This window comes from Micromonospora sp. NPDC048905 (assembly GCF_040649655.1).
Lineage (GTDB): Bacteria > Actinomycetota > Actinomycetes > Mycobacteriales > Micromonosporaceae > Micromonospora.
On the sequence record NZ_JBEZFV010000006.1, the window covers coordinates 40,764 to 64,938 of the forward strand.

The 24,175-nt window shown below is 72.7% G+C and carries 24 protein-coding genes and 1 pseudogene; 12 read left to right on the forward strand and 13 right to left on the reverse strand.

Annotated features, from left to right (window positions below; genetic code table 11):
* Window positions 1–44: 44 nt before the first annotated feature.
* A complete protein-coding gene (gene ddaH, locus AB0C01_RS17135; RefSeq protein WP_357242826.1) occupies window positions 45–878 on the reverse strand; it encodes a dimethylargininase in 834 nt (277 codons plus the stop codon).
* Window positions 879–937: 59 nt separating this feature from the next.
* Between ddaH and AB0C01_RS17140 the strand changes: the two genes are divergently transcribed.
* Complete coding sequence (locus AB0C01_RS17140; protein WP_357065971.1) at window positions 938–1,402, forward strand: Lrp/AsnC family transcriptional regulator; 465 nt, start codon at window positions 938–940, stop codon at window positions 1,400–1,402.
* 25 nt (window positions 1,403–1,427) lie between these two features.
* Window positions 1,428–2,429: a zinc-binding dehydrogenase gene (locus AB0C01_RS17145; RefSeq protein WP_357242829.1), complete on the forward strand. Its 1,002-nt coding sequence runs from the start codon at window positions 1,428–1,430 to the stop codon at window positions 2,427–2,429.
* A 46-nt stretch (window positions 2,430–2,475) separates the two neighbouring features.
* Here the strand turns inward: AB0C01_RS17145 and AB0C01_RS17150 are convergent, their stop codons facing one another.
* From AB0C01_RS17150 to AB0C01_RS17160, 3 genes are all read right to left on the reverse strand, one after another.
* Window positions 2,476–3,582 (reverse strand): hypothetical protein, encoded by a 1,107-nt coding sequence (locus AB0C01_RS17150; protein WP_357242832.1) that lies wholly within the window; start codon window positions 3,580–3,582, stop codon window positions 2,476–2,478.
* Window positions 3,583–3,664: 82 nt separating this feature from the next.
* The gene (locus AB0C01_RS17155; RefSeq protein ID WP_357571571.1) at window positions 3,665–3,931 is read right to left on the reverse strand and encodes a DUF6457 domain-containing protein; all 267 of its coding nucleotides are present in this window, start codon (window positions 3,929–3,931) and stop codon (window positions 3,665–3,667) included.
* Window positions 3,928–4,557 carry an NTP transferase domain-containing protein gene (locus tag AB0C01_RS17160; protein ID WP_357242838.1) on the reverse strand — a complete coding sequence of 210 codons (630 nt, stop codon included), beginning with the start codon at window positions 4,555–4,557 and terminating at the stop codon, window positions 3,928–3,930. Before AB0C01_RS17160 ends, AB0C01_RS17155 begins: the two co-directional genes overlap by 4 nt.
* Before the next feature lie 100 nt (window positions 4,558–4,657).
* Here AB0C01_RS17160 and fdhD point away from each other — a divergent pair, with 100 nt between their 5' ends.
* Window positions 4,658–5,524 (forward strand): formate dehydrogenase accessory sulfurtransferase FdhD, encoded by an 867-nt coding sequence (gene fdhD, locus AB0C01_RS17165; protein ID WP_357242841.1) that lies wholly within the window; start codon window positions 4,658–4,660, stop codon window positions 5,522–5,524.
* 3 nt (window positions 5,525–5,527) lie between these two features.
* Here the strand turns inward: fdhD and AB0C01_RS17170 are convergent, their stop codons facing one another.
* Both AB0C01_RS17170 and AB0C01_RS17175 read right to left on the reverse strand, forming a co-directional pair.
* The gene (locus tag AB0C01_RS17170) at window positions 5,528–6,235 is read right to left on the reverse strand and encodes a GAP family protein (protein WP_357244048.1); all 708 of its coding nucleotides are present in this window, start codon (window positions 6,233–6,235) and stop codon (window positions 5,528–5,530) included.
* A 194-nt stretch (window positions 6,236–6,429) separates the two neighbouring features.
* Window positions 6,430–7,476, reverse strand: a complete 1,047-nt coding sequence (locus AB0C01_RS17175) for a DUF4192 domain-containing protein (protein WP_357571572.1) — start codon at window positions 7,474–7,476, stop codon at window positions 6,430–6,432.
* A gap of 174 nt (window positions 7,477–7,650) precedes the next feature.
* Here AB0C01_RS17175 and AB0C01_RS17180 point away from each other — a divergent pair, with 174 nt between their 5' ends.
* From AB0C01_RS17180 to AB0C01_RS17200, 5 genes are all read left to right on the forward strand, one after another.
* Complete coding sequence (locus tag AB0C01_RS17180; RefSeq protein WP_357571573.1) at window positions 7,651–8,565, forward strand: fructosamine kinase family protein; 915 nt, start codon at window positions 7,651–7,653, stop codon at window positions 8,563–8,565.
* Complete coding sequence (gene moaA / locus AB0C01_RS17185; RefSeq protein WP_357242851.1) at window positions 8,562–9,575, forward strand: GTP 3',8-cyclase MoaA; 1,014 nt, start codon at window positions 8,562–8,564, stop codon at window positions 9,573–9,575. Before AB0C01_RS17180 ends, moaA begins: the two co-directional genes overlap by 4 nt.
* Window positions 9,576–9,578: 3 nt before the next feature.
* Entirely contained in the window at window positions 9,579–9,827 is a 249-nt protein-coding gene (locus AB0C01_RS17190) for a MoaD/ThiS family protein (protein WP_357571574.1), read from the forward strand.
* Window positions 9,828–9,837: 10 nt separating this feature from the next.
* The gene (locus AB0C01_RS17195; RefSeq protein WP_357242857.1) at window positions 9,838–11,085 is read left to right on the forward strand and encodes a metallophosphoesterase; all 1,248 of its coding nucleotides are present in this window, start codon (window positions 9,838–9,840) and stop codon (window positions 11,083–11,085) included.
* A gap of 61 nt (window positions 11,086–11,146) precedes the next feature.
* Complete coding sequence (locus AB0C01_RS17200) at window positions 11,147–14,332, forward strand: UvrD-helicase domain-containing protein (protein ID WP_357571575.1); 3,186 nt, start codon at window positions 11,147–11,149, stop codon at window positions 14,330–14,332.
* A 114-nt stretch (window positions 14,333–14,446) separates the two neighbouring features.
* On the opposite strand, the gene AB0C01_RS17205 is transcribed toward AB0C01_RS17200, so the two are convergent.
* Both AB0C01_RS17205 and AB0C01_RS17210 read right to left on the reverse strand, forming a co-directional pair.
* Window positions 14,447–15,100, reverse strand: coding sequence for a prepilin peptidase (locus AB0C01_RS17205; protein ID WP_357571576.1), 654 nt, complete (start codon window positions 15,098–15,100; stop codon window positions 14,447–14,449).
* Between the two features lie 10 nt (window positions 15,101–15,110).
* Window positions 15,111–16,115 (reverse strand): EamA family transporter, encoded by a 1,005-nt coding sequence (locus AB0C01_RS17210; RefSeq protein ID WP_357571577.1) that lies wholly within the window; start codon window positions 16,113–16,115, stop codon window positions 15,111–15,113.
* Window positions 16,116–16,542: 427 nt separating this feature from the next.
* Between AB0C01_RS17210 and AB0C01_RS17215 the strand changes: the two are divergent.
* Both AB0C01_RS17215 and AB0C01_RS17220 read left to right on the forward strand, forming a co-directional pair.
* Window positions 16,543–17,007: pseudogene (locus AB0C01_RS17215) on the forward strand (flagellar basal body protein FliL); the annotation flags it as partial.
* 172 nt (window positions 17,008–17,179) lie between these two features.
* Window positions 17,180–18,421, forward strand: a complete 1,242-nt coding sequence (locus AB0C01_RS17220) for an ATP-binding protein (RefSeq protein ID WP_357242868.1) — start codon at window positions 17,180–17,182, stop codon at window positions 18,419–18,421.
* A gap of 25 nt (window positions 18,422–18,446) precedes the next feature.
* On the opposite strand, the gene AB0C01_RS17225 is transcribed toward AB0C01_RS17220, so the two are convergent.
* On the reverse strand, window positions 18,447–18,995 hold the full coding sequence (locus AB0C01_RS17225; protein ID WP_357571578.1) for an N-acetyltransferase: 549 nt from the start codon (window positions 18,993–18,995) through the stop codon (window positions 18,447–18,449).
* 133 nt (window positions 18,996–19,128) lie between these two features.
* On the opposite strand from AB0C01_RS17225, the gene AB0C01_RS17230 reads away from it, so the two are divergent.
* A complete protein-coding gene (locus AB0C01_RS17230) occupies window positions 19,129–19,674 on the forward strand; it encodes a DoxX family protein (protein WP_357242874.1) in 546 nt (181 codons plus the stop codon).
* Between the two features lie 215 nt (window positions 19,675–19,889).
* Window positions 19,890–21,356, forward strand: a complete 1,467-nt coding sequence (locus AB0C01_RS17235) for a glycosyltransferase 87 family protein (RefSeq protein WP_357571579.1) — start codon at window positions 19,890–19,892, stop codon at window positions 21,354–21,356.
* A 4-nt stretch (window positions 21,357–21,360) separates the two neighbouring features.
* Here the strand turns inward: AB0C01_RS17235 and AB0C01_RS17240 are convergent, their stop codons facing one another.
* The 4 genes from AB0C01_RS17240 to moaC all read right to left on the reverse strand — a co-directional run bounded on the left by AB0C01_RS17240 (window position 21,361) and on the right by moaC (window position 24,096).
* Window positions 21,361–21,789, reverse strand: coding sequence for a molybdenum cofactor biosynthesis protein MoaE (locus tag AB0C01_RS17240; protein ID WP_357571580.1), 429 nt, complete (start codon window positions 21,787–21,789; stop codon window positions 21,361–21,363).
* Window positions 21,786–23,042: a molybdopterin molybdotransferase MoeA gene (locus AB0C01_RS17245; RefSeq protein WP_357571581.1), complete on the reverse strand. Its 1,257-nt coding sequence runs from the start codon at window positions 23,040–23,042 to the stop codon at window positions 21,786–21,788. Before AB0C01_RS17245 ends, AB0C01_RS17240 begins: the two co-directional genes overlap by 4 nt.
* A gap of 95 nt (window positions 23,043–23,137) precedes the next feature.
* Window positions 23,138–23,608, reverse strand: a complete 471-nt coding sequence (locus AB0C01_RS17250; protein WP_357571582.1) for a MogA/MoaB family molybdenum cofactor biosynthesis protein — start codon at window positions 23,606–23,608, stop codon at window positions 23,138–23,140.
* Window positions 23,605–24,096 (reverse strand): cyclic pyranopterin monophosphate synthase MoaC, encoded by a 492-nt coding sequence (gene moaC / locus AB0C01_RS17255; protein WP_357571583.1) that lies wholly within the window; start codon window positions 24,094–24,096, stop codon window positions 23,605–23,607. The genes AB0C01_RS17250 and moaC overlap by 4 nt, the downstream gene beginning before the upstream one ends.
* Window positions 24,097–24,175 lie beyond the last annotated feature (79 nt).

The window sequence follows — 24,175 nt, forward strand, 5'->3', positions numbered from 1 at the left end:
GGGCCGGTCTCCCACTGGGAGACCGGCCCCGGAGCATTCACCGATCAGTGCCGCAGCTCGGCGATGCAGCACTTCACACTGCCGCCGCCCTTCTTCAGCTCGGCCAGCTCGACGGGGACCGGGGTGTAACCGGCCGCCTTCAACTTGCCGGCCAACCGGGTCGCCTCGCTGTTGAGCACCACGTTCGCGCCGTCGCTGACCAGGTTCAGCCCGAAGGCCAGAGCGTCCTCGTCGTCGGCGATCACCGCCTCCGGGAACAGTTGGGTGAGCACCCGCTGGCTGGCCGCCGAGAACGCGCCGGGGAAGTAGACGACGTTCGAGTCGTCGATGGCCGCCAGCGCCACGTCCAGGTGGTAGAAGCGGGGGTCGACCAGGCGCAGCGACACCACCGGGCGGCCCAGCGCCTCCTGCGCCTCGGCGTGCGCCGGCAGTTCGGTGCGGAAGCCGTGCCCGGCGAGGATCAGGCCGCCGTGCGCCTCCGGCACGTACGCGAAGTCGCCCTCGCCCTCGTTGGTCTCGCTCGGCGCGACGAACCGCCAGCCCTGCGACTCGTAGAAGGCGTGGTGGATCGCGGCCTCGGCGGCCCGCTGCTCGTGCTTGAACCGGGCGCCGTAGACGCCGCCGTCCACCACGAAGGCGCCGTTGGCGGCGTAGACCAGGTCCGGGAGTCCCTGCTCGGGCGTCAGCAGGTGCACCTCGTGACCGAGGCTGACAAGCGTCTCGCGCAGCCGGTCCCACTGTTTGACGGCCAGGTCCCGGTCGACCGGGGTGGTCACGTCCATCCACGGGTTGATCGCGTACTCGACCGCGAAGTGCGCGGGCGGGCACATGAGATATGTCCGCTTTCGCGGGACTCGCTGCTGGTTCACGGTCACCAACAGTAGGTACCGTGGAACTTTGGTAACAGCCACAACCGTTGCTTCTCAGAGGCGGAACGTTGCAGATAGACGCGGTAGACCAGCGGATCATTGCGTTACTCGTCGCGGACGCCCGGGCGTCGTACGCCGACATCGGCACCCGCGTTTCACTCTCCGCCCCGGCCGTCAAGCGTCGCGTCGACCGACTGCGGGCCACCGGGGTGATCAGGGGATTCACGGCCGTCGTTGACCCGGCCGCCGTCGGCTGGACCACTGAGGCGTTCGTCGAGCTGTTCTGCGCCGGCCGGACCACCCCGGCGCAGATCGGCGTGGCCGCCCGGCGGCACCCGGAGGTGGTCGGCGCGTACACCGTCTCCGGGGAGGCGGACGCGCTCGTGCACCTGCGCGCCGCCGACATCGCCCACCTGGAGGCGGCGCTGGAACGGTTGCGCGCCGAGTCCTTCGTGACCTCGACCCGCAGCACGATTGTGCTGTCCCGCCTGGCCGAGTCCCCCGGTGTCGGCCCGTCCCCCCGTACCGCTTGACCTCAACCCCGGTTGAGGAGATGGAGTGGTCGGAAGCGTGGGCGTGCCGCCCACCGCAGCCGAGGGGGATGGAATGCGGGCGGTCTGGTTACGTGAGTTCGGTGGACCCGAGGTGCTGGTGCCCGGCCCCGCGACCGACCCGACGCCCGGCCCCGGCCAGGTGCTGATCGACGTCGCGTACGCGAACATCACGTTCGTCGAGACGCAGCAGCGTTCCGGCCGCCCCGGGCCGTTTGCGGTCACCCCACCCCTGATTCCCGGCAACGGCGTGGGCGGGGTGATCGCCGCCGTCGGCCCGGACGTCGACCCGGCACTGATCGGGCGGCCGGTGGTCAGCGCCACCGGCGGCTCCGGCGGATACGCCGAACGCGCGGCGGTGGACGCCGCCGCGCCGATCGAGGTGCCCGACGGGTTGGCCGTGGACGAGGCGGTGGCACTGCTGGCCGACGGGCGTACCGCCAGCATGCTGATCGAGGCCGTCGGCGTCCGCCCCGGCGACCGGGTGCTGGTGGAAGCCGCCGCAGGTGGCGTCGGCAGCCTGTTGGTGCAGCTCGCCGCCCGGGCCGGCGCCCTGGTGATCGGCGTCGCCGGTGGGCCGCGCAAGGTGGGCCTGCTGCCCGGCCTCGGCGCCGACCATGCCGTCGACTACCTCCAACCCGACTGGGCCGACCGCATCCGGGCCACGACCGGCGGTGTCGATGTGGTGCTCGACGGGGTCGGCGGGGCGGTGGCCCGAGCGGCCTTCGACCTGCTGGACCCCGGCGGTCGCATGATCAGCTACGGCTTGGCGAGCGGGGAGTGGTCCTCGGTGTCGCCGGACGCCGCCACGGCACGGCAGGTCACCCTGGCCCGGCCGAACACGTCACCCGAGCGGCTGCGGGCGTACACCCGGCAGGCCCTGGCGGACGCCGCGGCCGGCCGCCTACGACCGCTGATCGGCCAGCGGTTCCCACTGGAACGCGCCGCCGACGCGCACGCCGCCATCGAGGCGCGCGCGACGGTCGGCAAGACCCTGCTGGAACTCTAGGGCCTGTGTCACGAGGGCGGCCGGCCAGTTCTTCTGAAACCAGGCCCTACAGATACATGCCGGTGCGGTGCTCCGACTCGTCGCGCCGAACCGGCTTGTCGCCCTCACCGAAGAACCGCTTGCCGCCGAACTCGCCGTGCAGCCGGTCGTCCAACTCGTCGGCCAGACCGGTCATCACCTGCACCGCCAGCATGAGGTGCGTGGCCTGGAAGTTGCGGCCGAAGACCGGGATGGACGCCCAGACCGTGTCGTCGGCGCAGTAGAGGCGGCCGATCGGCATCCGGTTCGTCAACTCGGAAAGCCGGACGTAGAGCCGCTCGGTCGGCTCCACCTCGGTGAGCACCGGCGAGAACACGTCCACCAGCGGGGGATTGTCGCGCACCCGCACGAAGACCATCGCCGAGCCGGCCCGGATGGTGATGTCGCCGTCCGAGTCGACCTGCAACCGGTCCGTGTCCGACTTCAGCATCGTGGAGACGACGGTCCGGACCCGATCGGCCAGGTCGAGCACGTCTTCCCGCTCGACCTGCGCGGAGGCCGCCTCGGCCAGCGCCTCCTCCAGGTCGGCCTCGACGTCGGCGTCCGGGCCGAACTCGCTGCGCGCCGTGCCCAACGGGTCCACGGCCAGCGGCTCACCCTCGCCGTCCTGCACCAGGTAGACGAGGAACGCCGGGTGCGGGGCGCCGTAGACGTCACGCAGCGTCCGGGAGAGCAGCGCGGCGATCCGGGTCGACTCGCTCGTCCGGTCGTCCAACCCGAAGAAGCCGCCGGAGCCGGCGACCACCCCCGGCGGCGACCAGCCGAGCGCGACCATCTCCGCCACCGCACCGCGGTCCAGCCGGTAGCCCGCCGGCAGCGTGGCGTTTCCGACCGCCCGCGCGGACAACCCGCCGCCGTCGCGTACGTCCACGCTGACCGAGTAGACGGCGTCCCCGGTGCCGGAGGCGGTCGGGTCCAGGGTCACCTCCAGGTGCGCGCCGACGGGAAGCTCCCGCAGCCGGAGGGCGAGCGCACGGGCGAACTCCTGCCAGGCCTCGGTCACCTTCGCCCGCAGGTCGGTCGTGCTGGGTTCGTCGAGCAGGATCGATTCCGCCGGCTCAGTCGTAGCGCCGGGTAGGTCATCGAGCGGCGCCGAGGGGTGGTCAGCCGTCATGATCGCCTCCGTCCGTCACGATCACCCTACCCACGCCGCTTGAGTGCCCCGTCAGCCCGGACCGGGATCGGACAACGGGCGGTCAGGGGGCCGTCGGGTTCGCGGGATCCGCGCCCAGGTCGACCGGCCAGGTGCCGGCCAGGGCGCTGAGCCGGGCTGCGGCGTCCGCCGGGTCGGCACCCCGGCCGACCGCAAGCCCCAGCAGGTACGCGGTGACCGGCGCGCCCGGCCGCAGCACCTGGTGGGCGACGTCGCGAGCCAGGTCCAGCACCGCCGGCACGGGCACCCCGGCGGGGTCCAGCTTCAGCTCGGTGCACGCCGCCGTCACCCAGTCGTCCATCACCGTCATCGCGTCCACTCCTCCGCCCGGCGTACGTCCTCGTCAGTGTCGCAGTCGAACCACGGCGGTGGGCCGTCGCCGGACCAGGGGACCTCCCGCACGACGAGCCCGGCCAGCAGCGCCCGGACCGGGGCTCCGGACAGGCTGCCGCCCCGCTCGGCGGTTAGTCGGTCCAACCCGGCCCGCAGCGCCGCGACCCGCCAGACACCGCAGAGCGACTGCCGCCGCCCGTTCCCGTCGACGAAGCACGCGCCGTCCGGCCGTCCGCTCCCGACCGGGCCGCCGTCGGCCGTCTCCCCGGCGAGGTGGGTCAGCAGGTCGCCGATCGCGGCGCGAGTGAGCAGCGGCAGGTCGGCGGCGAGCAGCGCGACAACCGCGGTGTCCGGATCGAGCAGCGCCAGCCCGGCAGCCGCCGCGGCGACCGGACCCCCGCCCGGCGGGTCCTCCCGGGTGACCCGCACGCCCTCCGGGAAGACGTCGACCGGACCGACGAGCACCCGTGGGCTGGCGTCGCTGACGGCGGCCAGCACCCGGGCACGCATCGGCCGGCCACCGACCGGGAGCGCGGGCTTGTCCACCCCGCCCATCCGTCGGGCGGACCCACCTGCGAGCACCACTGCGGCATACGTGACCACCCCGTCACGGTAGCCGTGTCGACCCCCGTTGGCGCCGCGCCCGGGTGCCGGCTACCCGGTGGCCGTGCGGGCGTGCCGGCGGGAGGTGGAGGATGACGGGATGGGACGGGCAACAGATCGGCGGGGCGTACTTCGGATCGACCTGGACGCGGCGACCGTCGGGCGCGGGTCCATTCGTCGACAGGACACACTCGCGGTGGAGGAACCGCTGGAGATCCGGGTCGGCGCGGCCGGCCCGGGCCGGCGAAAGCCCCTCGCCGTGACCATGCGTACCCCCGGTGACGACCTCGATCTGGCCATCGGGTTCCTGCTGACCGAGGGGTTGATCCGGTCGACCGACGACGTGTTGACCGCGCAGCTCTGTGCTGGCGCGGAGACACCGAACACGTACAACGTGGTGGACGTGACCCTCGCCCCGGGCGTGCCGGAACCGACTGCCGACCCGTCCCGGAACTTCTACACGACAAGTTCCTGCGGCGTCTGCGGCAAGGCCAGCATCGACGCCATCCGCACCCGGTCCCTGTTCCCGGTCGCCGCCGATCCGCTCAGCGTGCCGGCCGCGCTCCTCGCCGAACTGCCCGACCGACTGCGTGCCGCCCAGCGTGGTTTCGACCGGACCGGCGGGCTGCACGCGGCCGGTCTGTTCACCCCCGACGGAGAGCTGGTGGTGCTGCGGGAGGACGTGGGCCGGCACAACGCGGTGGACAAGGTGATCGGCTGGGCGGTGCGCGAACGTCGGCTGCCACTGGCCGGGCACCTGCTGCTGGTCTCCGGCCGGGCCAGCTTCGAGCTGACCCAGAAGGCGTGGATGGCCGGGTTGCCGCTGCTGGCCGCGGTGTCCGCACCGAGCACGCTCGCCGCCGAACTGGCCGACGAGGCGGGGATGACGCTCGTCGGTTTCCTGCGCGGCCGGACCATGAACGTCTACACCGGGCCGCACCGGATCACACTGGAACAGCCGGCCTGACGCTCAGCGACCGATCAGGTCGATCAGCTCCAGCCGCGCGGCGGCGTCGCGGGCGATCAGGAAGCCGGCGATGCCGAGGATCCAGCCCAACGCGCCGCCCGCCTTCGCGACGATCCAGGCGTTCAGGCGGGCCAGCACCGGCTCGACCAGAGCCGGACGGGCCACCCTGGCAGCCAGCAACACCACCGCCGGCAACACCATGACCAGGCAGTATCCGGCGAGCAGCGCCACCACGGCCACCGCGCCGACCCCCGAGGTGGCCAACAGACCCACGGCACCGAGGTACGGAAGCATGGTCGCCACCTCGGCGAGCGCGGCGAGCAACGCGAGCCCGGCCAGCCAGCGGGCCGAGGAGTCGCCGGCGGTGGCCCGGTCCCGCCACCGCAGCACACCACCGCCACGGGGACGCCGTTTGCCGTCGTAGCGAAAGCTGAGCGCCAGCATCGCCACGCCCAGGACGAGTTGCGCCCAGAGCACAGCCCGGTTGTCCAGGGCACCGCCCAGCGCGTCCGCCAACCTGCTGCCGCCCCACACCAGCAGCAGCCCCACCGCGAGGTAGAACGCCGCGATGGTGGCGAGGTAGCCCAGGATCCGCCGGGCGTTGACCGGCCCGGGGGCGAGCAGCAGCCAGATCGGGATGAAGAGGGTGCCGATGCTGGTGCTGTCGATCAACGCCAGCCCGGCCAGCGAGAGCAGCAGTTCGGGGGTCACTCGATCATTGTCGACCGGCGCCCGCCCCGCCGAGTCGGCCGCGATCAGGAGAAACGCGTACATCGTTCGACGGAGGTCATGCGCGCGGACCGTTGATCGACTCGGTTTTGTTGATACCGGGGTGTCCGGGTAGCGGTGATACCCCGACTTTCAGGAAGCCGAGAGGAAAGCGGCGGCGACCGGAGGCTGGCTCGTCAGCGGCGGCCACGTCGCCCCCGCTTGCGCGGACGGACGACCCCTGGCATTCCGACCGACGGCCAGCCGTCCAGCTCGGACGGGGGCACGCCACGCCGGAGCATGTCGTCCAGCAGCACGGCGAGCGTGTAGTCCGGGTGCTGGCTCAGCGTGCGCTCCAGCGCCACCGCCGCCAACGCCCCCTGGCCGGCGCGCCAGGCCGCGAACGCCAGCAGCGTGCCGGGCGCGGCGGCCAGCTTCGGCTCGGCCCGGCGCAGCACGTCGGTCCAGAGGGCGATGTCCCGGTCCCGACCGTCGGTGCGTTCCCAGGCGTGATCGCGGATCGGCAGGTGGACCATCAGCAGGCTCAACCAGGCCACCTCGTCGTCGTCGAGCCGCTCACCGCGGCGCTGCCGACGCTGGGCCTCGCGGACCGCCGCGACCCCGGCGGCGCACGTCGTCCGGCTGCCGAGCAGGTCGCTCGACGGCGCCTGCTCCAGCAGCTCGGCCAGGCGCAGCTCGGCGCGGGCGGTGGCGGCCCGTAGCGCGTCCCGGGCCGGGCCGTCCACCGGTGCCACCTGCGCCACGAGGGCGGCCCGGTCGGGGAGCGCGACCTGGCCGGCGAAGACCGCCGAGGCGGTCACCGGGTTGGCGGACGGGTCGTAACGCCGGCCCTCGGGCGGGCAGCAGTCGGGCTCGGTGCAGAGGTAGGACCACCACCGGCCCTCGGTCACCCGCAGCGCGTCGAGCACCTCCAACCCGGCGGCGGTCAGTGCGGCGCGCACCGCGTCCACGGTCGGCGTCACCCGATCGGGTGGTCCGTAACCGACCACGGTGGCGGCCTCCGCGCCCTGCCGACTGATCACGCCGACCAGGTGCCGGACCCGCTCGACCAGATCAGCCGACGGGTCGGGGAGGTCCGCGCGAGCGGCGAAGATGATCTGCCGCCCGCGCAACGCCACCGCGACCACGCTGTCGGTGGGATGGAAGCCGAGCAGGTACGGCACTGCGGCGATCAGGTCGGCGGGCGAGCGGACGGCGAGCTGGGGGCGGTCGGTCGAGGTCATGTCGGAAGCCTGCGGCGGCTCTGCCCGGCCTCAACAGCCCCTGTGGATGACACGCGGTTTATCCACAGTTACTGAACGTGTTTATGCTGCTCACCGCTTATCCATGAGTGCCGAAAGAGGCCCGATCTCCTCGGGCGGCACCGTGGCGTCACAGGGAGCGGTTACCGTGCGCTGATGGACCTGGCGTACCTGCGCGCGCACCCGGCACACCTGCCGACCTTCCGGACCCACCAGCGGATCCGGGAGACGCCGGTCGCCGGTGGGCACATCTGCGCCGCCGCCCGCCTCACCCTCGACGACGGCCACTCCGTCTTCGCCAAGTCCTGGCCCGAGGGGGCCGGCCGGCAGGCGCCGGAGGGCTTCTTCGCCGCCGAGGCGGCCGGGCTGCGCTGGCTGCGGGAGGCCGGGGCGATCGGCGTACCCGAGGTGATCGTGGCATTGCCGGGCCTGCTCGCGCTCGACTGGGTGGAGCCCGGCGAGCCGACGCCGGAGGCCGCGGACCGCTTCGGCCGGGAGTTGGCCGACCTGCACCGGGCGGGCGCACCCACCTTCGGTGCGGCCTGGCCGGGTTTCATCGGGTCGCTCCCCCAGGACAACACCCCCACCGACGGGCCGTGGTCGACGTGGTTCGCCGAGCGACGCCTCGTCCCCTACCTGCGACGCTCGGTCGACGGTGGCGCGCTGACCAACGCCGACGCCACCCTGGTCGAGCAGGTGATCGATCGGCTCGACGGGCTCGGCGGCGACGAGCCACCGGCGCGCGTCCACGGCGACCTGTGGCCGGGCAACGTGCTCTGGGGTGCCGCCGACCAGGCCTGGCTGATCGACCCGGCGGCGCACGGCGGGCATCGGGAGACGGATCTGGCCCAGCTCGCTCTCTTCGGCGGCATCCCCTACCTGGACCGGATGCTGGCCGCCTATCAAGAGAGTTGGCCGCTGCCGGACGGGTGGCGCGAGCGGGTGCCGCTGCATCAACTGCATCTGCTGCTCGTGCACACCGCGCTCTTCGGCGGCGGCTACCGAGACGCGGTCCTTCAGGCCGCCCGCGCCGTCCCCGTTCGGGTCGAACGCGCTACGGTCGACAGGTGAGCGCCGCCCCGGGGACCGATGGCGTCCTCGTCGACCGGTACGGCCGCGTCGCCCGTGACCTGCGCGTGTCCCTCACCGACAAGTGCAACCTGCGCTGCACCTACTGCATGCCTGCGGAAGGGCTGCCCTGGCTGTCCGGCCCGGATCTGCTGACCGACGAGGAGATCGTCCGGCTGGTCCGGGTGGCCGTCGAGCGGCTCGGTGTGACCGAGGTGCGGTTCACCGGCGGCGAGCCGCTGATCCGGCCCGGCCTGGTCGGCATCGTGGCCGCGGTGGCCGCCCTGCGCCCCCGCCCCCGGGTCTCGCTGACCACCAACGGCATCGGGCTCGACCGGCTGGCCCCGGCGCTGGGCACGGCCGGCCTGGATCGGGTGAACGTCTCACTGGACACCCTGGACCCGGACCGGTTCACCCGCCTCACCCGCCGTCCCCGCCTCGACGCGGTGCTGGCCGGGCTCGCCGGGGCGGCCGCCGCCGGGCTCAAACCCGTGAAGATCAATTCTGTGCTGATGCGCGGTGTCAACGAGGACGAGGCGCCCGCCCTGCTCCGCTTCGCCGTCGATCACGACTACCAGTTGCGGATCATCGAGCAGATGCCGTTGGACGCTCAGCACGGCTGGGACCGCGACACCATGGTCACCGCCGAGGAGATCCTGGCCTCTCTGCGTACCGTCTTCGATCTCAGCCCCGACCCGACCGAGCGCGGCGCGGCACCGGCCGAGACCTGGCTCGTCGACGGGGGTCCCGCCCGGGTTGGCGTGATCGCCAGCGTCACCCGACCCTTCTGCGGCGACTGCGACCGCACCCGGCTGACGGCGGACGGCCAGGTCCGCGCCTGCCTCTTCGCCACCGAGGAGTCCGACCTGCGCGCGGCGCTGCGCACCGGCGCGGACGACGACGAGTTGGCCCGACGCTGGCGCGTCGCGATGCGGGGCAAGCGCGCCGGGCACGGCATCGACGACCCGACCTTCCTTCAACCGACCCGGCCGATGTCCGCGATCGGGGGCTGAGGCGTGACCCCACTGACCGTCCGCTACTTCGCGGGTGCCCGTGCCGCTGTCGGGCACGCCGAGGAGGTCCTGCCCGCCGGCCGGTCGCTCGACGACCTCACCGCCGAGCTGGTGCGGCGACACGGCGATCGCCTCGCCGCCGTGCTGCGAGCGGCGAGTTTCCTGGTCGATGGCGTCACCTGTCATGATCGTGAAGCACCCCTGCCGGCCGGGGCCACGATCGACGTTCTGCCCCCGTTCGCGGGCGGCTGAGGAGGCGCACATGTTGGCGGTTCTGGGATTCGTGGGCGTCCTGGCGCTGACCACCGGGCTCATCCACCTCTACCTGTGGAAGCGGCTCGTTCGGGACACCACCAACCCGGGCCGTTGGCGGCGGGTCGGTGGGATCGCCGCCCTGGTGCTGGCGCTGCTCGTGCCGGCCACCCTCATCGGGACGCAGGCCGGGCTCTACTGGCTCGCCTGGCCGGGCTACCTCTGGCTCGCCCTGATGTTCTACCTGCTCGTGGTACTCGCCGTCCTCGAAGTGCCGATGTTCGTCACCCGTCTCGTGCTGCGCCGCCGGCTCGCCACCGCCGAGCCGACCACCGCCGCGCCCGAGCCGGTGCTCGTCGGCGCCGCCGGGCCGCCCGAGCCGCCTGCGGCCGACGCCGTCACGGCCCCGGACCACGACCCGGCCCGCCGGCTGCTGCTGGCCCGTGGGGCGGCCATCTTCGCCGGCCTCACCGCAACGGGCATCACCGGGTACGGCGTGCGAACCGCCCTCGGCCCGCCCCGCCTCGACCGGGTGCAGATCCCCCTCGCCAAGCTCCCCCGCAGCATGGACGGCCTGCGCATCGCTACCGTCTCCGACATCCACCTCGGTCCACTGCGCGGCCGGGCACACACCGAGCGGATCGTCGCCGCGATCAACCGGCTCGACGCCGACCTGGTCGCGGTGGTCGGCGACCTGGTCGACGGCTCGGTCGCCGAACTCGGCCCGGCCGCCGCGCCGCTGCGTGACCTGCGCTCCCGGTACGGCAGCTTCTTCGTCACCGGCAACCACGAGTACTACTCCGGCGTGGAGGAGTGGGTCCAGGAGGTCGACCGGCTCGGCCTGCGGGTGCTGCAGAACCAGCGGCAGGAGATCCGGGCCCGGGGCGGCGTGCTCGACCTGGCCGGCGTGAACGACCTGGACGCCACCGGGGGCAGCGGCCTCGCCGCCGGGCCCGACTTCGCCGCCGCTCTCGGCGACCGCGACCCGAGCCGTCCGGTGGTGCTGCTCGCCCACCAGCCGCTGGCAGCGGTCGAGGCCGCCCGGTACGACGTCGACCTGCAACTGTCCGGGCACACCCACGGTGGGCAGGTGGTGCCGTTCAACCTGGTCGTCCGGCTGGCGCAGCCGGTGGTCAGTGGCCTCGGCGAGGTCGACGGCACCAAGGTCTACGTGACGAACGGCGCCGGCTTCTGGGGGCCGCCGGTCCGGGTCGGGGCGGAGCCGCAGATCAGTCTCGTGGAGTTGCGCTCGGCATAGCGGACGTCACGTCCGCGCGTGGCGGCCGGCGACCGGCGCGGCGGGCGTGACAGGATGCGGCGTGCCCCCGTTCAGTGCCGTACCCTCCGGTGGCCTCTCGCCATTCGTCGCGGACCTGCACATCCACTCGAAATACTCGCGCGCGTGCAGCCGCGACCTCACGCTGCCGAACCTCGGGTGGTGGGCGCGTCGTAAGGGCATCGGTCTGCTCGGCACCGGCGACTTCACCCACCCCGCCTGGTACGACCACCTGCGGGAGACCCTGCGCCCGGCGGAGCCGGGGCTGTACCGGCTCGACGCCGAGGCGGAGCGGGACATCGCCCGGCGGCTGCCGCCCCGTCTCGCCGGCGCGGCGGAGGCGGACCCGGTCCGGTTCATGCTCAGCGTGGAGATCTCCACGATCTACAAGCGGGACGACCGGACCCGCAAGGTGCACCACCTGATCTACCTGCCGGATCTGGACGCGGTGGCCCGGTTCAACACCGCCCTCGGCCGGATCGGCAACCTCGGCTCGGACGGCCGGCCGATCCTCGGTCTGGACTCCCGCGACCTGCTGGAGATCACCCTGGAGGCCAGCCCGGACGGCTTCCTGGTGCCGGCGCACATCTGGACGCCGTGGTTCTCCGCGCTGGGCTCGAAGTCCGGCTTCGACGCTATCGCGGACTGTTATGCCGATCTGGCCGACCACATCTTCGCCGTGGAGACCGGCCTCTCCTCCGACCCGGCGATGAACTGGCGGGTCGGCAGCCTGGACGGCTACCAACTGGTGTCCAACTCGGACGCGCACTCGCCACCGGCATTGGGCCGGGAGGCGACAGTGCTGACCGCCGAGCGGGACTATTTCGCCGTCCGGGAGGCGCTGCGGACCGGTGACGGCCTGGCCGGCACCATCGAGTTCTTCCCGGAGGAGGGCAAGTACCACGCGGACGGGCACCGGCTGTGTGGGGTCAACTGGTCCCCGGAGCGCACCCGGGCCGCCGACGGGCGCTGCCCCGAGTGCGGCAAGCCGCTCACGGTGGGCGTCCTCAGCCGGATCGAGGAGCTGGCCGACCGGCCGACGGGGCACCGGCCGGCACACGCCCGGGACGTCACGCACCTGGTTCCGCTGGCCGAGATCCTTGGTGAGATCAACAAGGTGGGCGCACGCTCGAAGAAGGTCGAGGGGCGACTCAACGAGTTGCTCGCCGCGCTCGGGCCGGAGCTGGAGATCCTGACCACGACGCCGCTCGCCGACATCGCGCAGGCCGGTGGTGAGCTGCTCGCCGAGGGCATCGGGCGGCTGCGACGAGGCGACGTGCGCCGGGTGCCGGGCTACGACGGCGAGTACGGGGTGATCACGCTCTTCGACCCGGCGGAGCTGGGCGGCGAGGGCCCGGCACAGGAGACGCTGTTCGACGTACCGGTGCCGGCGCAGCGCCGACCCCCGGAGCCGGCGGCCCGGTCGACGGCCAAGCGCCCGGCGGCGAAGGCGGAGCCGAAGCGTAAGCCGGTCCCGGCGCCCGCACCGCCGATCGCGTCGCCGCCGTCCCCGCACGAGCCGTTCGAGCCGATGCTCTCCGGCATGGAGGAGGTCGGCACCGGCCTGCTGGACCGGCTGGACGCGATGCAGCGGGTGGCTGCCTCCGCGCCGGGAGGGCCGCTGCTGATCGTGGCCGGGCCGGGCACCGGCAAGACCAGGACGCTCACGCACCGGATCGCGTACCTCTGCGCGGAACTGAACGTCTTTCCCGAGCACTGCCTCGCGATCACGTTCACCCGCCGGGCGGCCGAGGAGCTGCGGCACCGCCTCGACGGCCTGCTCGGTCCGGTCGCCGAGGACGTCACCGTAGGCACGTTCCACGCGCTGGGGATGGCCATCCTGCGGGAGAACGCGGACGCGGCGGGTCTGCCGGCCGACTTCCGCATCGCCGACGACGCCGAGCGGGCAGCGGCTCGCGCCGCGGCGGGCGACGACAGCGCCAGCTACACGGCACTGTTGCGTAAGCAGGACCTGGTCGACCTGGACGAGCTGGTGAGCCTGCCGGTGGAGGTGCTGCGAGCCGACCGGAAGCTGGTCGAACGCTACCGGGACCGCTGGCGGTGGATCTTCGTCGACGAGTACCAGGACGTGGACGAGACGCAGTACGAGCTGCTGCGGCTACTCAGCCCGGCGGACGGCAACCTCTGCGCGATCGGTGACCCGGACCAGGCGATCTACTCGTTCCGGGGTGCCGACGTCGGCTACTTCCTGCGTTTCTCCGAGGACTTCACCGACGCCCGGTTGGTGCGGCTCAACCGCAACTACCGCTCGTCCGCGCCAATCCTGGCCGCCGCCGTGCAGGCCATCGCGCCGTCCTCGCTGGTTCGGGGCCGGCGACTGGACCCGGCCCGACTCGACCCGGAGGCCCCACTGGTGGGGCGTTTTCCGGCGTCGTCGATCGTCGAGGAAGCCGACTTCGTGGTGCGGACGGTCGACGACCTGGTCGGCGGGCTGTCCCACCGGTCGCTGGACTCGGGCCGGATCGACGGCCGGTCCACCTCGCTGTCCTTCTCCGACATCGCCGTGCTGTACCGCACCGACGCGCAGGCCGCGCCGATCGTCGACGCCCTGACCCGGGCCAACATCCCGGTGCAGAAGCGGTCCCACGACCGGCTGCGGGACCGGCCCGGGGTGGCGGCCATCGCCCGTGAGCTGCGGCACGCCGACGGGTTGGCCGGCTCACTGGCCGCTCGGGTGCGGTTGGCGGGCCAGGTGGTCGCCGAGCGGTTCGCGGTGCCCACCCTGGATGGCACCGGCGCGGTCCGCCCGGAGGACGTCCGCTCGGCAGTGGATCTGCTGACCCCACTGGCCCGGCGCTGCGGCGACGACCTGGAGGCGTTCCTGTCGCAGTTGGCCACCGGAGCGGAGGTGGATGCGCTCGACCCGCGCGCGGAGGCGGTCACGCTACTCACCCTGCACGCCGCGAAGGGCCTGGAGTTCCCGGTGGTCTTCCTGGTCGGCGTCGAGGACGGGCTGCTGCCGCTGCGCTGGCCGGGCTCGACGCCCGACGAGGACGCGGTCGCCGAGGAGCGCCGGCTCTTCTTCGTCGGCCTGACCCGGGCCCAGGACCGGCTGTACGTCAGTCACGCCGCCCGTCGCACCCGCCACGGCGCCGAACGCGACAGCGCCCCCTCACCCTTCCTCGGCAGCATCGACCCCGGCCTGTTCGAACGTTTCGGCGAAGCCGAGCCCCGCCGCCCCAAGGACCGCCAACTCCGCCTGATCTGACCCTCAGTCCCGCACACCCCACACCCCGTCGATCTTGCACTTTCGGTCGCCGTTGTGCGTGGGATGCACCTTTTGTCGCGGCAGAAACTGCAAGATCGACAAAGCCGGGGGCGGTCAGGCTTGCAGCACAGCTAGCCAGGCGCCCACCAGCAGGGCCGGGCCGAGCGGCAGGAGGGTGTGCCGACGGACCCGCCGCGCGGCAAGGAGACCGAGCACCAGAGCGCCGTGCAGCACGTGCGGCAGGAGCAGCCCGGTGAGCAGGGCATCCCGACCCAACCAGCCGAGCGGCAGGCCGAGGACGGCGGCGAGTTTCACGTCTCCGAAGCCCAGTCGTGAGCCGGGCAGCAGGGCCAGCAGCACGTACGCCGCGCCCGCGACCGCCGCACCTCCCAGCGCGCCGAGCAGCCGGCCAGGAGTGCCGGACAGCAGCGCCGCCGCGGTCAGCCCGCCGAGGGCCAGCAACCCGGCGACCAGGACCAGCGGGTCGGGCAACCGCAGGCAGGCCAGGTCTACCCGCGCCAGCACCAGACCGACCGCCGCGACCCCGAGGAAGACCAGCAGCGCCGGGTCGTCACCCACAGCGACGGCAAGGCCGACGAAGGCGCTGGCCGCCACCATCGGATCGACCCAGGACCGTCGGACCGGGTGCGGTCCTGGAAACGCCCACGGCCGGGCGTCCGCCGTGGCGAAGCGCCGCGACACCAGCGGTACGACGAGGCCGACCAGCGCGCCGAGCAGCGCGATCGACACCAGCGCGGCGGCCGACATGGGCCGGACGTTACTGGCGGTCGCGCACCAGCGTGTCCCCCGATCGTGATCCCGTGCCCACCCGGCGCGGCCGTTCGGTGCTCACCACCAGAGCGACGCCGGCGACGATCACCGCACCGCCGAGCAGCACCTGCGCGGTGATCGGCTCGGCCACCAGCAGCGCGCCGAGCGCGACCGCGACCGCCGGGTTGACGTAGGCGTACGTCGACACCAGCGAGATGGGCGCGTTGTGCAGCAGCCAGACGTACGCGGTGAAGGCCACCAGCGAGCCGGCCACCATGAGGTAGCCCAGTGCCAGCCAGGACCGGGTGCTGACCGCCGCCGGGTGGAAGTCGGCCAACTCGCCCCGACCGGCGGCGACGACGGCCAGCACCAGCGCGCCGGCCACCATCTCGTACACCGTGGCCACGAACGGGTCGGCGGGCATCCGGATCCGGCCGGACAGGAACGACCCGACCGACCAGGCGACGGCCCCCACGACCACTGTCAACGCCCCGAGCAGCGGCACCGCGTCCGCGCTGCCGGCGGGCAGCACCAGCAGGACCAAGCCGACGAAGCCCAGGGTGACCCCGGCGAACGTCCAGATCGGCGGCCGGTCCCCGGTGCCGGTGCGCAACAGCACCACGAGCAGTGGCACGGTCGCCACCAGCAGCGCGGCGATCCCGGACGGCACCGCCACTCCGGGCGGCCCGGATTCGGCGAGCACCACCAGGCCGTTGCCGCCGGCGAGCAGGAGCACCCCGACCAACGCCGCCGAGCCGAGTTGCCGCAGGTCCACACGCAGTGCGCCTGGGCCTCGGCGCAGCCGCAGCACCACCGCCAGGATCAGGCCGGCTACGGCGAACCGCAGTGCGGCCGACAGCAGCGCCGGCAGCGTCTCCACGGCGATCCGAATGGCCAGGTAGGTGGAACCCCAGAGCAGGTAGACCACGATCAACGCGGTCCAGATCAGGGTCGGCGTGACGTTTGCGCGGCGGCCGACGACGCCTGCCGCGCTCGGTGGAGGTGAGCTCATCAGTGGACCACGCTACGGTGACGTCGGAGTCGGCGTCGCGTACCGGTGGCGGGACTCACCACTCGTGCAGGAGGGCGGCATGACCAACTACGGACCACCCGGGGGCGGCAATCCGGGACCGTGGCGCGGGCAGCGACCGGACGAGACGCCGGGCCGGCCGGTGCAGCAGCCCTACCCGCCGGCGCCCGAGCCCTATCCGCCGGCGGTCCCGTCGTACCCGCCGGGTCCGCCGTACCCGCAGGCGCCACAGGGACGACCCGGGCCGTACGGCCCACCGACCGCGCCCCACGAAGGCGGTCCGGGTACGCCCTACGGCGGCGCCCCCGGGGCGCCCTACGGCGGCGGGTACCAGCCCACCGGGGCGCATCCGGGGTACGACCGGCAGCCGTACCGGCCCGACGAGACCCCGTACGGCCCGGACCCCACACCGGCACCGGGCCGGCGCGGCCGGGGGCCGCTGATCGCCGTGCTGGCGGTGGTACTGCTGCTGGTGGTGGCTGCCGGGGGTGCGTTCTGGTTCGTTCGCGGGCAGGACGACCCGGCTCCGGTGACCGCACCGGCCAACTCGACCACCGCCGCGGAGCCCAGCGCGGACGCTGACGGGGCCGAGCCGCCACCGAGCGCCCCGGCCCCGGAGTCGTCGGCCGATCCCCGGTTCGCCAAGGTGGGTCAGTGCGTCCGCAACGACGCCGCGGCGGGCGGCAAGCCCAAGCTGCTGATCACCGAGTGCGCCGCGAAGTCGTACGAGGTGTTGAGCCGGATCGACGGGGCGACCAGCGGCGAACGCGACGCCGAGGCCAAGTGCGACAAGGTCCCGGGTTACACCAACTGGTACTTCTTCGACAGTGAGCTGGACACTCTCGACTTCGTCCTCTGCCTGAAGCAACGCTGAGACCACCCACCCCGGGAATTCCTGCGGAAGCGGCAGCTCCGATTGCCAAAACTAGGGCTGTCTAGCGTGGACGCTAGACAGCCTTAGTTTCTTGTCGACGGCTCCGACACGCCGGTAGCCCCATCTATCCATGTCTAGCCTCGCAGCTAGACGGCCCGATACTCTGCAATGCGTGGATCCGGTCCGCAACCCGTACGCGCCGGGCGCCGGCCAGCGTCCGCCCGAACTCGCCGGGCGGGGGCGGGAGCTGGACGTCTTCGACATCGTGCTCGAACGCATCGCACGGGGACGACCCGAACGCAGCCTGATGCTCACCGGGCTGCGTGGCGTCGGCAAGACGGTTCTGCTCAACACCCTCCGGTCGCAGGCGATCAACCATCTCTGGGGCAGCGGCAAGATCGAGGCACGACCGGATCAGTCGTTGCGCCGTCCGGTCGCCGCCGCGCTGCACATGGCGGTCCGGGAGCTGGCCCCCCGCCACCGTGCACCCGACCGGATCGACGCGTTCCTCGGCGTTCTCAAGGCGTTCGCCCAACGGTCCGCCCCGACCGGCCGGGCCGGTGCCGCCCCGAAGCTGCGCGACAGGTGGCAACCCGGCATCGACGTGCCAGCCGCGAGCGGCCGGGCCGACTCCGGCGACATCGAGATCGACCTGGTCGAGTTGCTCAGTGACGCCGCCGCGGTGGCCAGTGACGTCGGGACCGGCATCGCCATCTTCATCGACGAGATGCAGGATCTCGGCCCGGAGGACGTGTCGGCGCTCTGCGCGGCCTGCCACGAGCTGTCCCAACTCGGCGCGCCGCTGATCGTCGTCGGCGCCGGCCTCCCGCACCTGCCGGCGGTGCTCAGCGCGGCCAAGTCGTACTCCGAACGGCTGTTCCGCTACCAGCGCATCGACCGCCTCGACCGGATCGCCGCCGACCAGGCGCTCTGCGCGCCGGCCGAGCGCGAGGACGTCGAGTACGAGCAGAAGGCCCTCGACCTGCTCTACGAGAAGTCCGGTGGCTATCCCTACTTCGTCCAGGCGTACGGCAAGGCGACCTGGGACCACGCGCCGCGCTCGCCGATCACCGCCGCGGACGTGCGCGTCGCCGCACCCGAGGCGGAGGCCGAGCTGGCGGTCGGGTTCTTCGGTTCCCGGTTCGAGCGAGCCACCCCCGCCGAACGCGAGTACATGCGGGCGATGGCCATGATGTCCGCGGTCGGGGACGAGTCCGGGGCGGTGACCCGCGACGACATGGACGCCGCGGTGCCCACGGCCGAGATCGCCCGAGCACTCGGCCGCAAGCCCGCCAGCCTCTCCCCGGCGCGGGACGCGCTGATCAAGAAGGGGCTGATCTACTCCGGCGAGCGGGGCACCGTCGCCTTCACGGTGCCGCACTTCGGCAGGTACCTGCGCACCCAGCCAGCCTGACCGCCGATCGGGGTGACGACGCCCGTCAGACCTTCGACCAGGGCGGCGGAAAAAGCACCTCACCGCGCGGCGGGGGGCCTTCCTCGCTCGTCGACGGCGGCAGCACCAACGCCTGCCAGGGCTCACCGAGACCGGCCCACGGGCTGGTCAGGCCCAGCTCCGTCGCGGGGCTGAAGCCGAACCGTTGGTAGAAGGCCGGGTCGCCGAGAACCACGACCAGCCGCTCGCCCAGCTCGGTGGACGCGTCCAGGGCCGCCTGCACGACCGCCGTGCCGTGCCCGACGCGCTGTCGGTGTGGCGCGACCGCCACCGGACCGAGCGCCAGGGCGGGCACGTCCGAGCCCTGATCCGGCCGCACCCGCACCCGGGTGAGCAGCGCGTACCCGACCACCTCACCGCCATACTCGGCGATCATTGCCAGCCGCGGCAGCCAGGCGGCCGTGCCGCGCAGCTCGTCGACCAGGCTCACCTCCGGCGGCGTCGCCACGTCGGGGCGAGCGAAGGCGGTGGCCAGCACGCGGCGTACCGGACCGGCGTCGGCCGGGTCCTCGGGGCGTAGCCGCAGCGTGGTCACCCGCGCGACGTTACCCGTCGAGGCCGGTCCATCCGTGACGGTCGCTCGAATCGGCGTGGCGCACGTGTATGAACACCGATCCGATCCGACGGTTGCCGGGGTAGCAAACGCCGCGAGGGGGTATGACTGATCCATGACGCCCGTACGCTCCCTCGCCCGCGCCATGTTGAGCGGCATCTTCGTGGTCAGCGGGTATCGCAACATCCGCAACCCGGCACGGCTGGCGCAGGCCGCCGCGCCGGTCACCGACAAGATCGCGCCGCTGTTGAAGAAGGCGCACCCGAGCTTCCCCACCGAGACCGAGACGTTGATCCGACTCAACGCGGCGGTGCAGGTCAGCGCCGGACTGATGCTGGCCACCGGGCGGTTCAGTCGACCCGCCGCCCTGGTCCTCGCCGGCACGCTGGTGCCGGTGACCATCGCCGGCCATCCCTTCTGGAACAACGACGATCCGATCGCCAAGAACAACAACCAGATTCACGCCCTCAAGAACCTCGGTCTCCTCGGCGGTCTGCTGCTGGCCGCGGCCGACACCGGCGGCAAGCCGGGTCTGCGCTGGCGGACCGGCCATCGCATCGGCCACTCTCGACGTTCCATGCAGCGCGCCGTCCGTACCGCCCGACGGGAAGCCCGGATCGCCGTCCGATCCGCGTCCACCGCACGTCGACTGCCCGGCTGAACTGCATCGATGCCTCTCCGCGCCACCCCCACCCCCCGCTAAGGCCGCGAATTACCTGAACCACCCGGTAGGCGTTAACGCGGTGGAAATGTCAAAAACATGTGTGGGATCGGACACGGTCGCATAACGCGGGAGGCACTGACGTGAGGCGCCGTTCTAGGCTCCGTGCAGGACCTGGACGGGTAGGACGACCTTGGTATGGGGGTGGCCACGCCATGCCGACGGCTGTCGGTAGTCGGGCGGACCGCCTCGCCCCAATCCAACGCGTGACACGCGGCATCGACCGCGTGTCACGTCGGATCGATCGCAAGAACGTCATACGGGGCGCCATCGTGGCCGCCGTCGTCTACGCCGCATGGCTCGCCATCGGTGCTTTCGGGCGGCCGTACAACTTCTTCGACATGAAGATCTACCACGGCGCCGTGGTGTGGTGGGCGAGCGGGCATGAGCTCTACGAGTTCATCGCGCCCGGCACCACCCTCGGTTTCACCTACCCGCCGTTCGCCGGGCTGGTCATGCTGCCGATGGCGCAGCTTCCGATCGACACCGCCGGCATGGTCAACGCCGCCGCCAGCATCGCCGCGCTGGCGCTGGTGCTGGCCGGGCTGCTCCGCCCCATCGTGGACCGGCTGGGCTGGCCACTGTGGTTCACCGTGGCCGTGGCGGTGCCGCTCGCGGTCGCCATCGAGCCAGGTCGGGAGACTCTCGGCTACGGCCAGGTCAACATCCTGCTGTTCGCGTTGATCATGGCTGACCTGATCGGCCTGCGCTGGCGCTCCCGCCGGGGCACCCACTACGCCGCGACCGACGGCCCCCTGCTGCGCTTCCTCTACGGCGGAGCGTGGGCCGGCGCCGGCATCGGCCTGGCCACCGCGGTCAAGCTCACCCCGGCCCTCTTCATCGCCTACCTGCTGATCACCCGTCAGTGGCGGGTGGCGGCCACCGCGATCGGCACCGCGATCGGCGTGACGGTGGCGACCTTCGGGATCGTCGGTGACGAGTCGCGGACGTACTTCGGCAGCGTGCTCTGGCAGACCGAGCGGGTCGGTGCGGCGGACATGACGCCGAACCAGTCACTCGCCGGCCTGCTCGCCCGCCTGTACGACTCGATCGAGACCCCCGGGCTGCTCTGGCTGGCCTTCTCGGTGCTGATCCTGGCGCTGGGCCTGTCCCGGGCGGCCAGCTCCCGCGCCGACGGTGACGAGTTGACCGCGTTCACACTTGTCGGCCTCACCGCGAACGTGATCAGCCCGATCTCCTGGACGCACCACCTGGTCTGGGTGATCCCGGCGATCATCGTGCTGGCCGACGCCGCCGTACGTCGCCGGGAGGCGAGCCGGACGATGCCCTCGCGCACCGGCCAGGGAGCCGTGTTCGGCGGGTTGCCCGGGGTCAACGGGCTCCGCCCGCCGATCTGGTATCCAACGCTGACCGGGCTCCGGCACGGCGGTGCCGCGATCGGGCTCTACCTGCTCTTCCTGATCTCCCCGATCTGGCCGTACGAGCACCAACTGCCGGAGATGTCGCACTACCAGGACGGTCTCTTCGGAGCCCTGATGGAAAACTCGCTCGCGCTCGCGCTCATCGTGCTGGTCGCCGCACTGCCCTGGCGTCCCGGTGCCGAGCCGGCGTTTTACGGCGACCGGCTCGCCCGCACAGCGGCGGTCAACAGTCGCCGCTGAGCGGTCAGGGGCAGTTGACCCATTCCTCGGTGCCATCGGCGAAGACCTGCCGCTTCCAGATCGGCAGGCGCGCCTTCGCCTCGTCGACGAGCCGGGCGCAGGCCGCGAAGGCCGCCGCCCGGTGCGCGGTGCTCACCGCGGCGACGAGCGCCACGTCACCGATCGCCAGAGGGCCGACCCGGTGGGAGACCGCCACCGCGTACACGTCGGGCTCCGCGGCGATCTCGGCGGCCACCTCGCGCAGCACCTCCGCGGCACTCGGGTGCCCCTCGTACTCCAGGCTCGTGACCTGCCGGCCGTGATCGTGGTCGCGGACCACGCCCTGGAAGGAGACCACGGCACCGGCCCTGCGGTCGGCGACCGCCGCCTCGTGGGTGGCGAGGTCGAGTGGCTGGTCGGTGATCTCACCGAAGGTGATCGTCGGCGCGGTCATGACGAACGCTCCCCAGGAAGTAGTGGCAACGGCACGATCGGCACCCGGTCGCCCGGCCCGCCCCTGGTACCGGGCCGGATGACGGCGAACCCGTCCGCGCCGGCCAGGCCACGCAGCATCGCCGAACCGACGTGTCGCACCGGGTACGCCGTTCCGGCCTCCCGGTCCAGCCGGACCAGGGCCAGGTGGGTGTGGTCACCGCGACCGGGCACCGCCTCGGCCAACGTGGCGTGCGGCAGCACCGGCATCGAGCGGCCCTGCAGGCCGGCAAGCAGCGGCGCGACAAGCGAGACCAGCGCGACGATGGCGGACTGGGGGTTGCCCGGCAGCCCCGCCACGAACCGGATCCGCCCGTCGTGGCCGGCCAGCCGGGCCAGCAGCATCGGGAAACCCGGGCGAACCGCCACCGTGTTGACCACGTAGTCGGCACCGAGCGCTTCCAGGGTCGGGTGCAGGTGGTCGACCGGGCCGTTCATCGTACCACCGGTGGTGCAGACCAGGTCGGCACTTGTCAGCGCCGAACGCAGGGCCGCCACGTGCGCGGGCAGTGTGTCGGCCACCGGGCCGACCACGTCCGACGGGCGGACCTGGCAGCCGTAGCGCCGCAGCCACGCCGGCACCGCAGGACCCAGCGCGTCGCGGACCCGACCGGCCGCCGGTGGTCCCGCGGTCAGCAACTCGTCGCCGAAGACCAGCAGCGCGGCGCGCGGCGCCCGCCGGACCCGCAGCGTGTCGTGCCCGCAGGAGGCGGCCAGGCCGATCACCGCCGGGTCGACAGGCGTGCCGACCGGCAACAGCTCCTCATCGGCGTACGCCTCCTCGCCAGGCTCGCGCCACTCCGGCGTCTGCCGGGGGGTGCCGCGAACCAGACCGTCGACGGTCGTGGACTCCTCCACGCGCAGCACGGCGGTGGCACCCTCGGGCACCATGGCCCCGGTCGCGATCTCAACGGTCGTGCCGTCAGCGGTGAGCGGCGCGGGGGTGCTGCCGGCCAACACCCGGCCGACGATGCGCCACGGACCGGTGCCGCGCACCGCCCAGCCGTCCACGCTGGAGGTGGGGAAGGCGGGCAGGTCGGTGCGGGTGGTCAACGGCTCGGCCAGGGTCGACCCGTCGATGTCGGCAAGTGGCCGGGCGCCGGCGGGCAGCGCGGCGGCCAGACCGACCGCGTAGACCCGCGACCGCGCCTCCTCCCAGCCGGCAGGCGGAGGTGCGGTGACCCGATCCGCGGTGGGTGCGGTTTCCGTGCTCACCAACCGAGCCTATCGGCCCGGACCAACACCCGTCGGTGCGTGGCGTGGACCGATCGGCGGTCGCCGCGGCAGCTTCAGTGGTCGCCGCGGCAACGTCAGTGGTCGCCGCCGCGCAACTGGTCGACGGTGTGCCCGAGGATCGGCCCGAGCACGGCCAGGCCGTCCCGGGCACCGCCGGTCGAGCCGGGAAGGTTGACCACCAGCATCCGGCCGACCACCCCGGCCAGACCCCGGGACAGCACCGACGTGGGCACCCGTTCGCGGCTGTGCGCACGGATCGCCTCGGCGATGCCGGGAATCTCGTAATCCAACAGCTCCCGGGTGACGTCCGGTGTCCGATCCGTCGGCGTCACTCCGGTGCCACCGCTGGTCAGCACCACGTCGACACCGTCGGCGTGGGCGGCTCGCACGGCGGCGCCGACCGGCTCACCATCGGGCACCACGACCGGCTCGTCGACCTGGCACCCCAACTCGCCCAGCCCGGCGACGAGCAGCGGCCCGCTGGTGTCGGCGTAGACACCGGCCGCGGCCCGGTTGGACGCGACGATCACCCGGGCCCGGATCACGGTCGATCCTCCGGCCGGACCCACTCGCCGGTCTTGCCGCCCTCCTTGCGCAAAACCCGGACCGCCTCCACCGAGGCCGCCGGATCGACCGCCTTGACCATGTCGACCAGAGCGAGACCGGCGACGGCAACCGCGGTCAGCGCCTCCATCTCCACGCCCGTCCGGTCGGCTGTGCGGGCGGTGACTGTGATCTCCACGGTGTCAGCGGTCAGGTGCAGGTCGACCGTGACGCCGTGCAGGGCGATCGGGTGGCACAGCGGGATCAGATCGGGGGTGCGCTTCGCCCCCATGATCCCGGCCAGCCGACCGACCGCCAGCGCGTCACCCTTGGGTAGACCGTCACGATGCAGCAGGTCGATGACCTCGGGCGTGGTCCGCAGACGGCCGGCCGCGACGGCCAGCCGGCCCGTCACTGCCTTGGCGGAGACGTCGACCATGCGGGCCGCGCCAGCGCGGTCGACGTGGCTGAGCTGGGCGGGTTCGGTCACGGTCGTGAGCCTATCGGTGCGGTACGACGGCGATTGGAAGGAGCGGCGTCGCGCTGACCGCCACGCCGGGGTGCTGCCG

Bases quoted from the DNA above. Each gene is read 5' to 3' on its own strand.
- fdhD (WP_357242841.1), top strand. From the start codon at position 4,658: ATGGGACGGGCAACAGATCGGCGGGGCGTACTTCGGATCGACCTGGAC.
- AB0C01_RS17210 (WP_357571577.1), bottom strand. From the start codon at position 16,115: ATGAGCTCACCTCCACCGAGCGCGGCAGGCGTCGTCGGCCGCCGCGCA.
- AB0C01_RS17205 (WP_357571576.1), bottom strand. From the start codon at position 15,100: ATGTCGGCCGCCGCGCTGGTGTCGATCGCGCTGCTCGGCGCGCTGGTC.
- AB0C01_RS17230 (WP_357242874.1), top strand. From the start codon at position 19,129: ATGACGCCCGTACGCTCCCTCGCCCGCGCCATGTTGAGCGGCATCTTC.
- AB0C01_RS17175 (WP_357571572.1), bottom strand. From the start codon at position 7,476: ATGACCTCGACCGACCGCCCCCAGCTCGCCGTCCGCTCGCCCGCCGAC.
- AB0C01_RS17150 (WP_357242832.1), bottom strand. From the start codon at position 3,582: ATGACGGCTGACCACCCCTCGGCGCCGCTCGATGACCTACCCGGCGCT.
- AB0C01_RS17240 (WP_357571580.1), bottom strand. From the start codon at position 21,789: ATGACCGCGCCGACGATCACCTTCGGTGAGATCACCGACCAGCCACTC.
- AB0C01_RS17155 (WP_357571571.1), bottom strand. From the start codon at position 3,931: ATGACGGTGATGGACGACTGGGTGACGGCGGCGTGCACCGAGCTGAAG.
- AB0C01_RS17235 (WP_357571579.1), top strand. From the start codon at position 19,890: ATGCCGACGGCTGTCGGTAGTCGGGCGGACCGCCTCGCCCCAATCCAA.
- AB0C01_RS17195 (WP_357242857.1), top strand. From the start codon at position 9,838: ATGTTGGCGGTTCTGGGATTCGTGGGCGTCCTGGCGCTGACCACCGGG.
- AB0C01_RS17180 (WP_357571573.1), top strand. From the start codon at position 7,651: ATGGACCTGGCGTACCTGCGCGCGCACCCGGCACACCTGCCGACCTTC.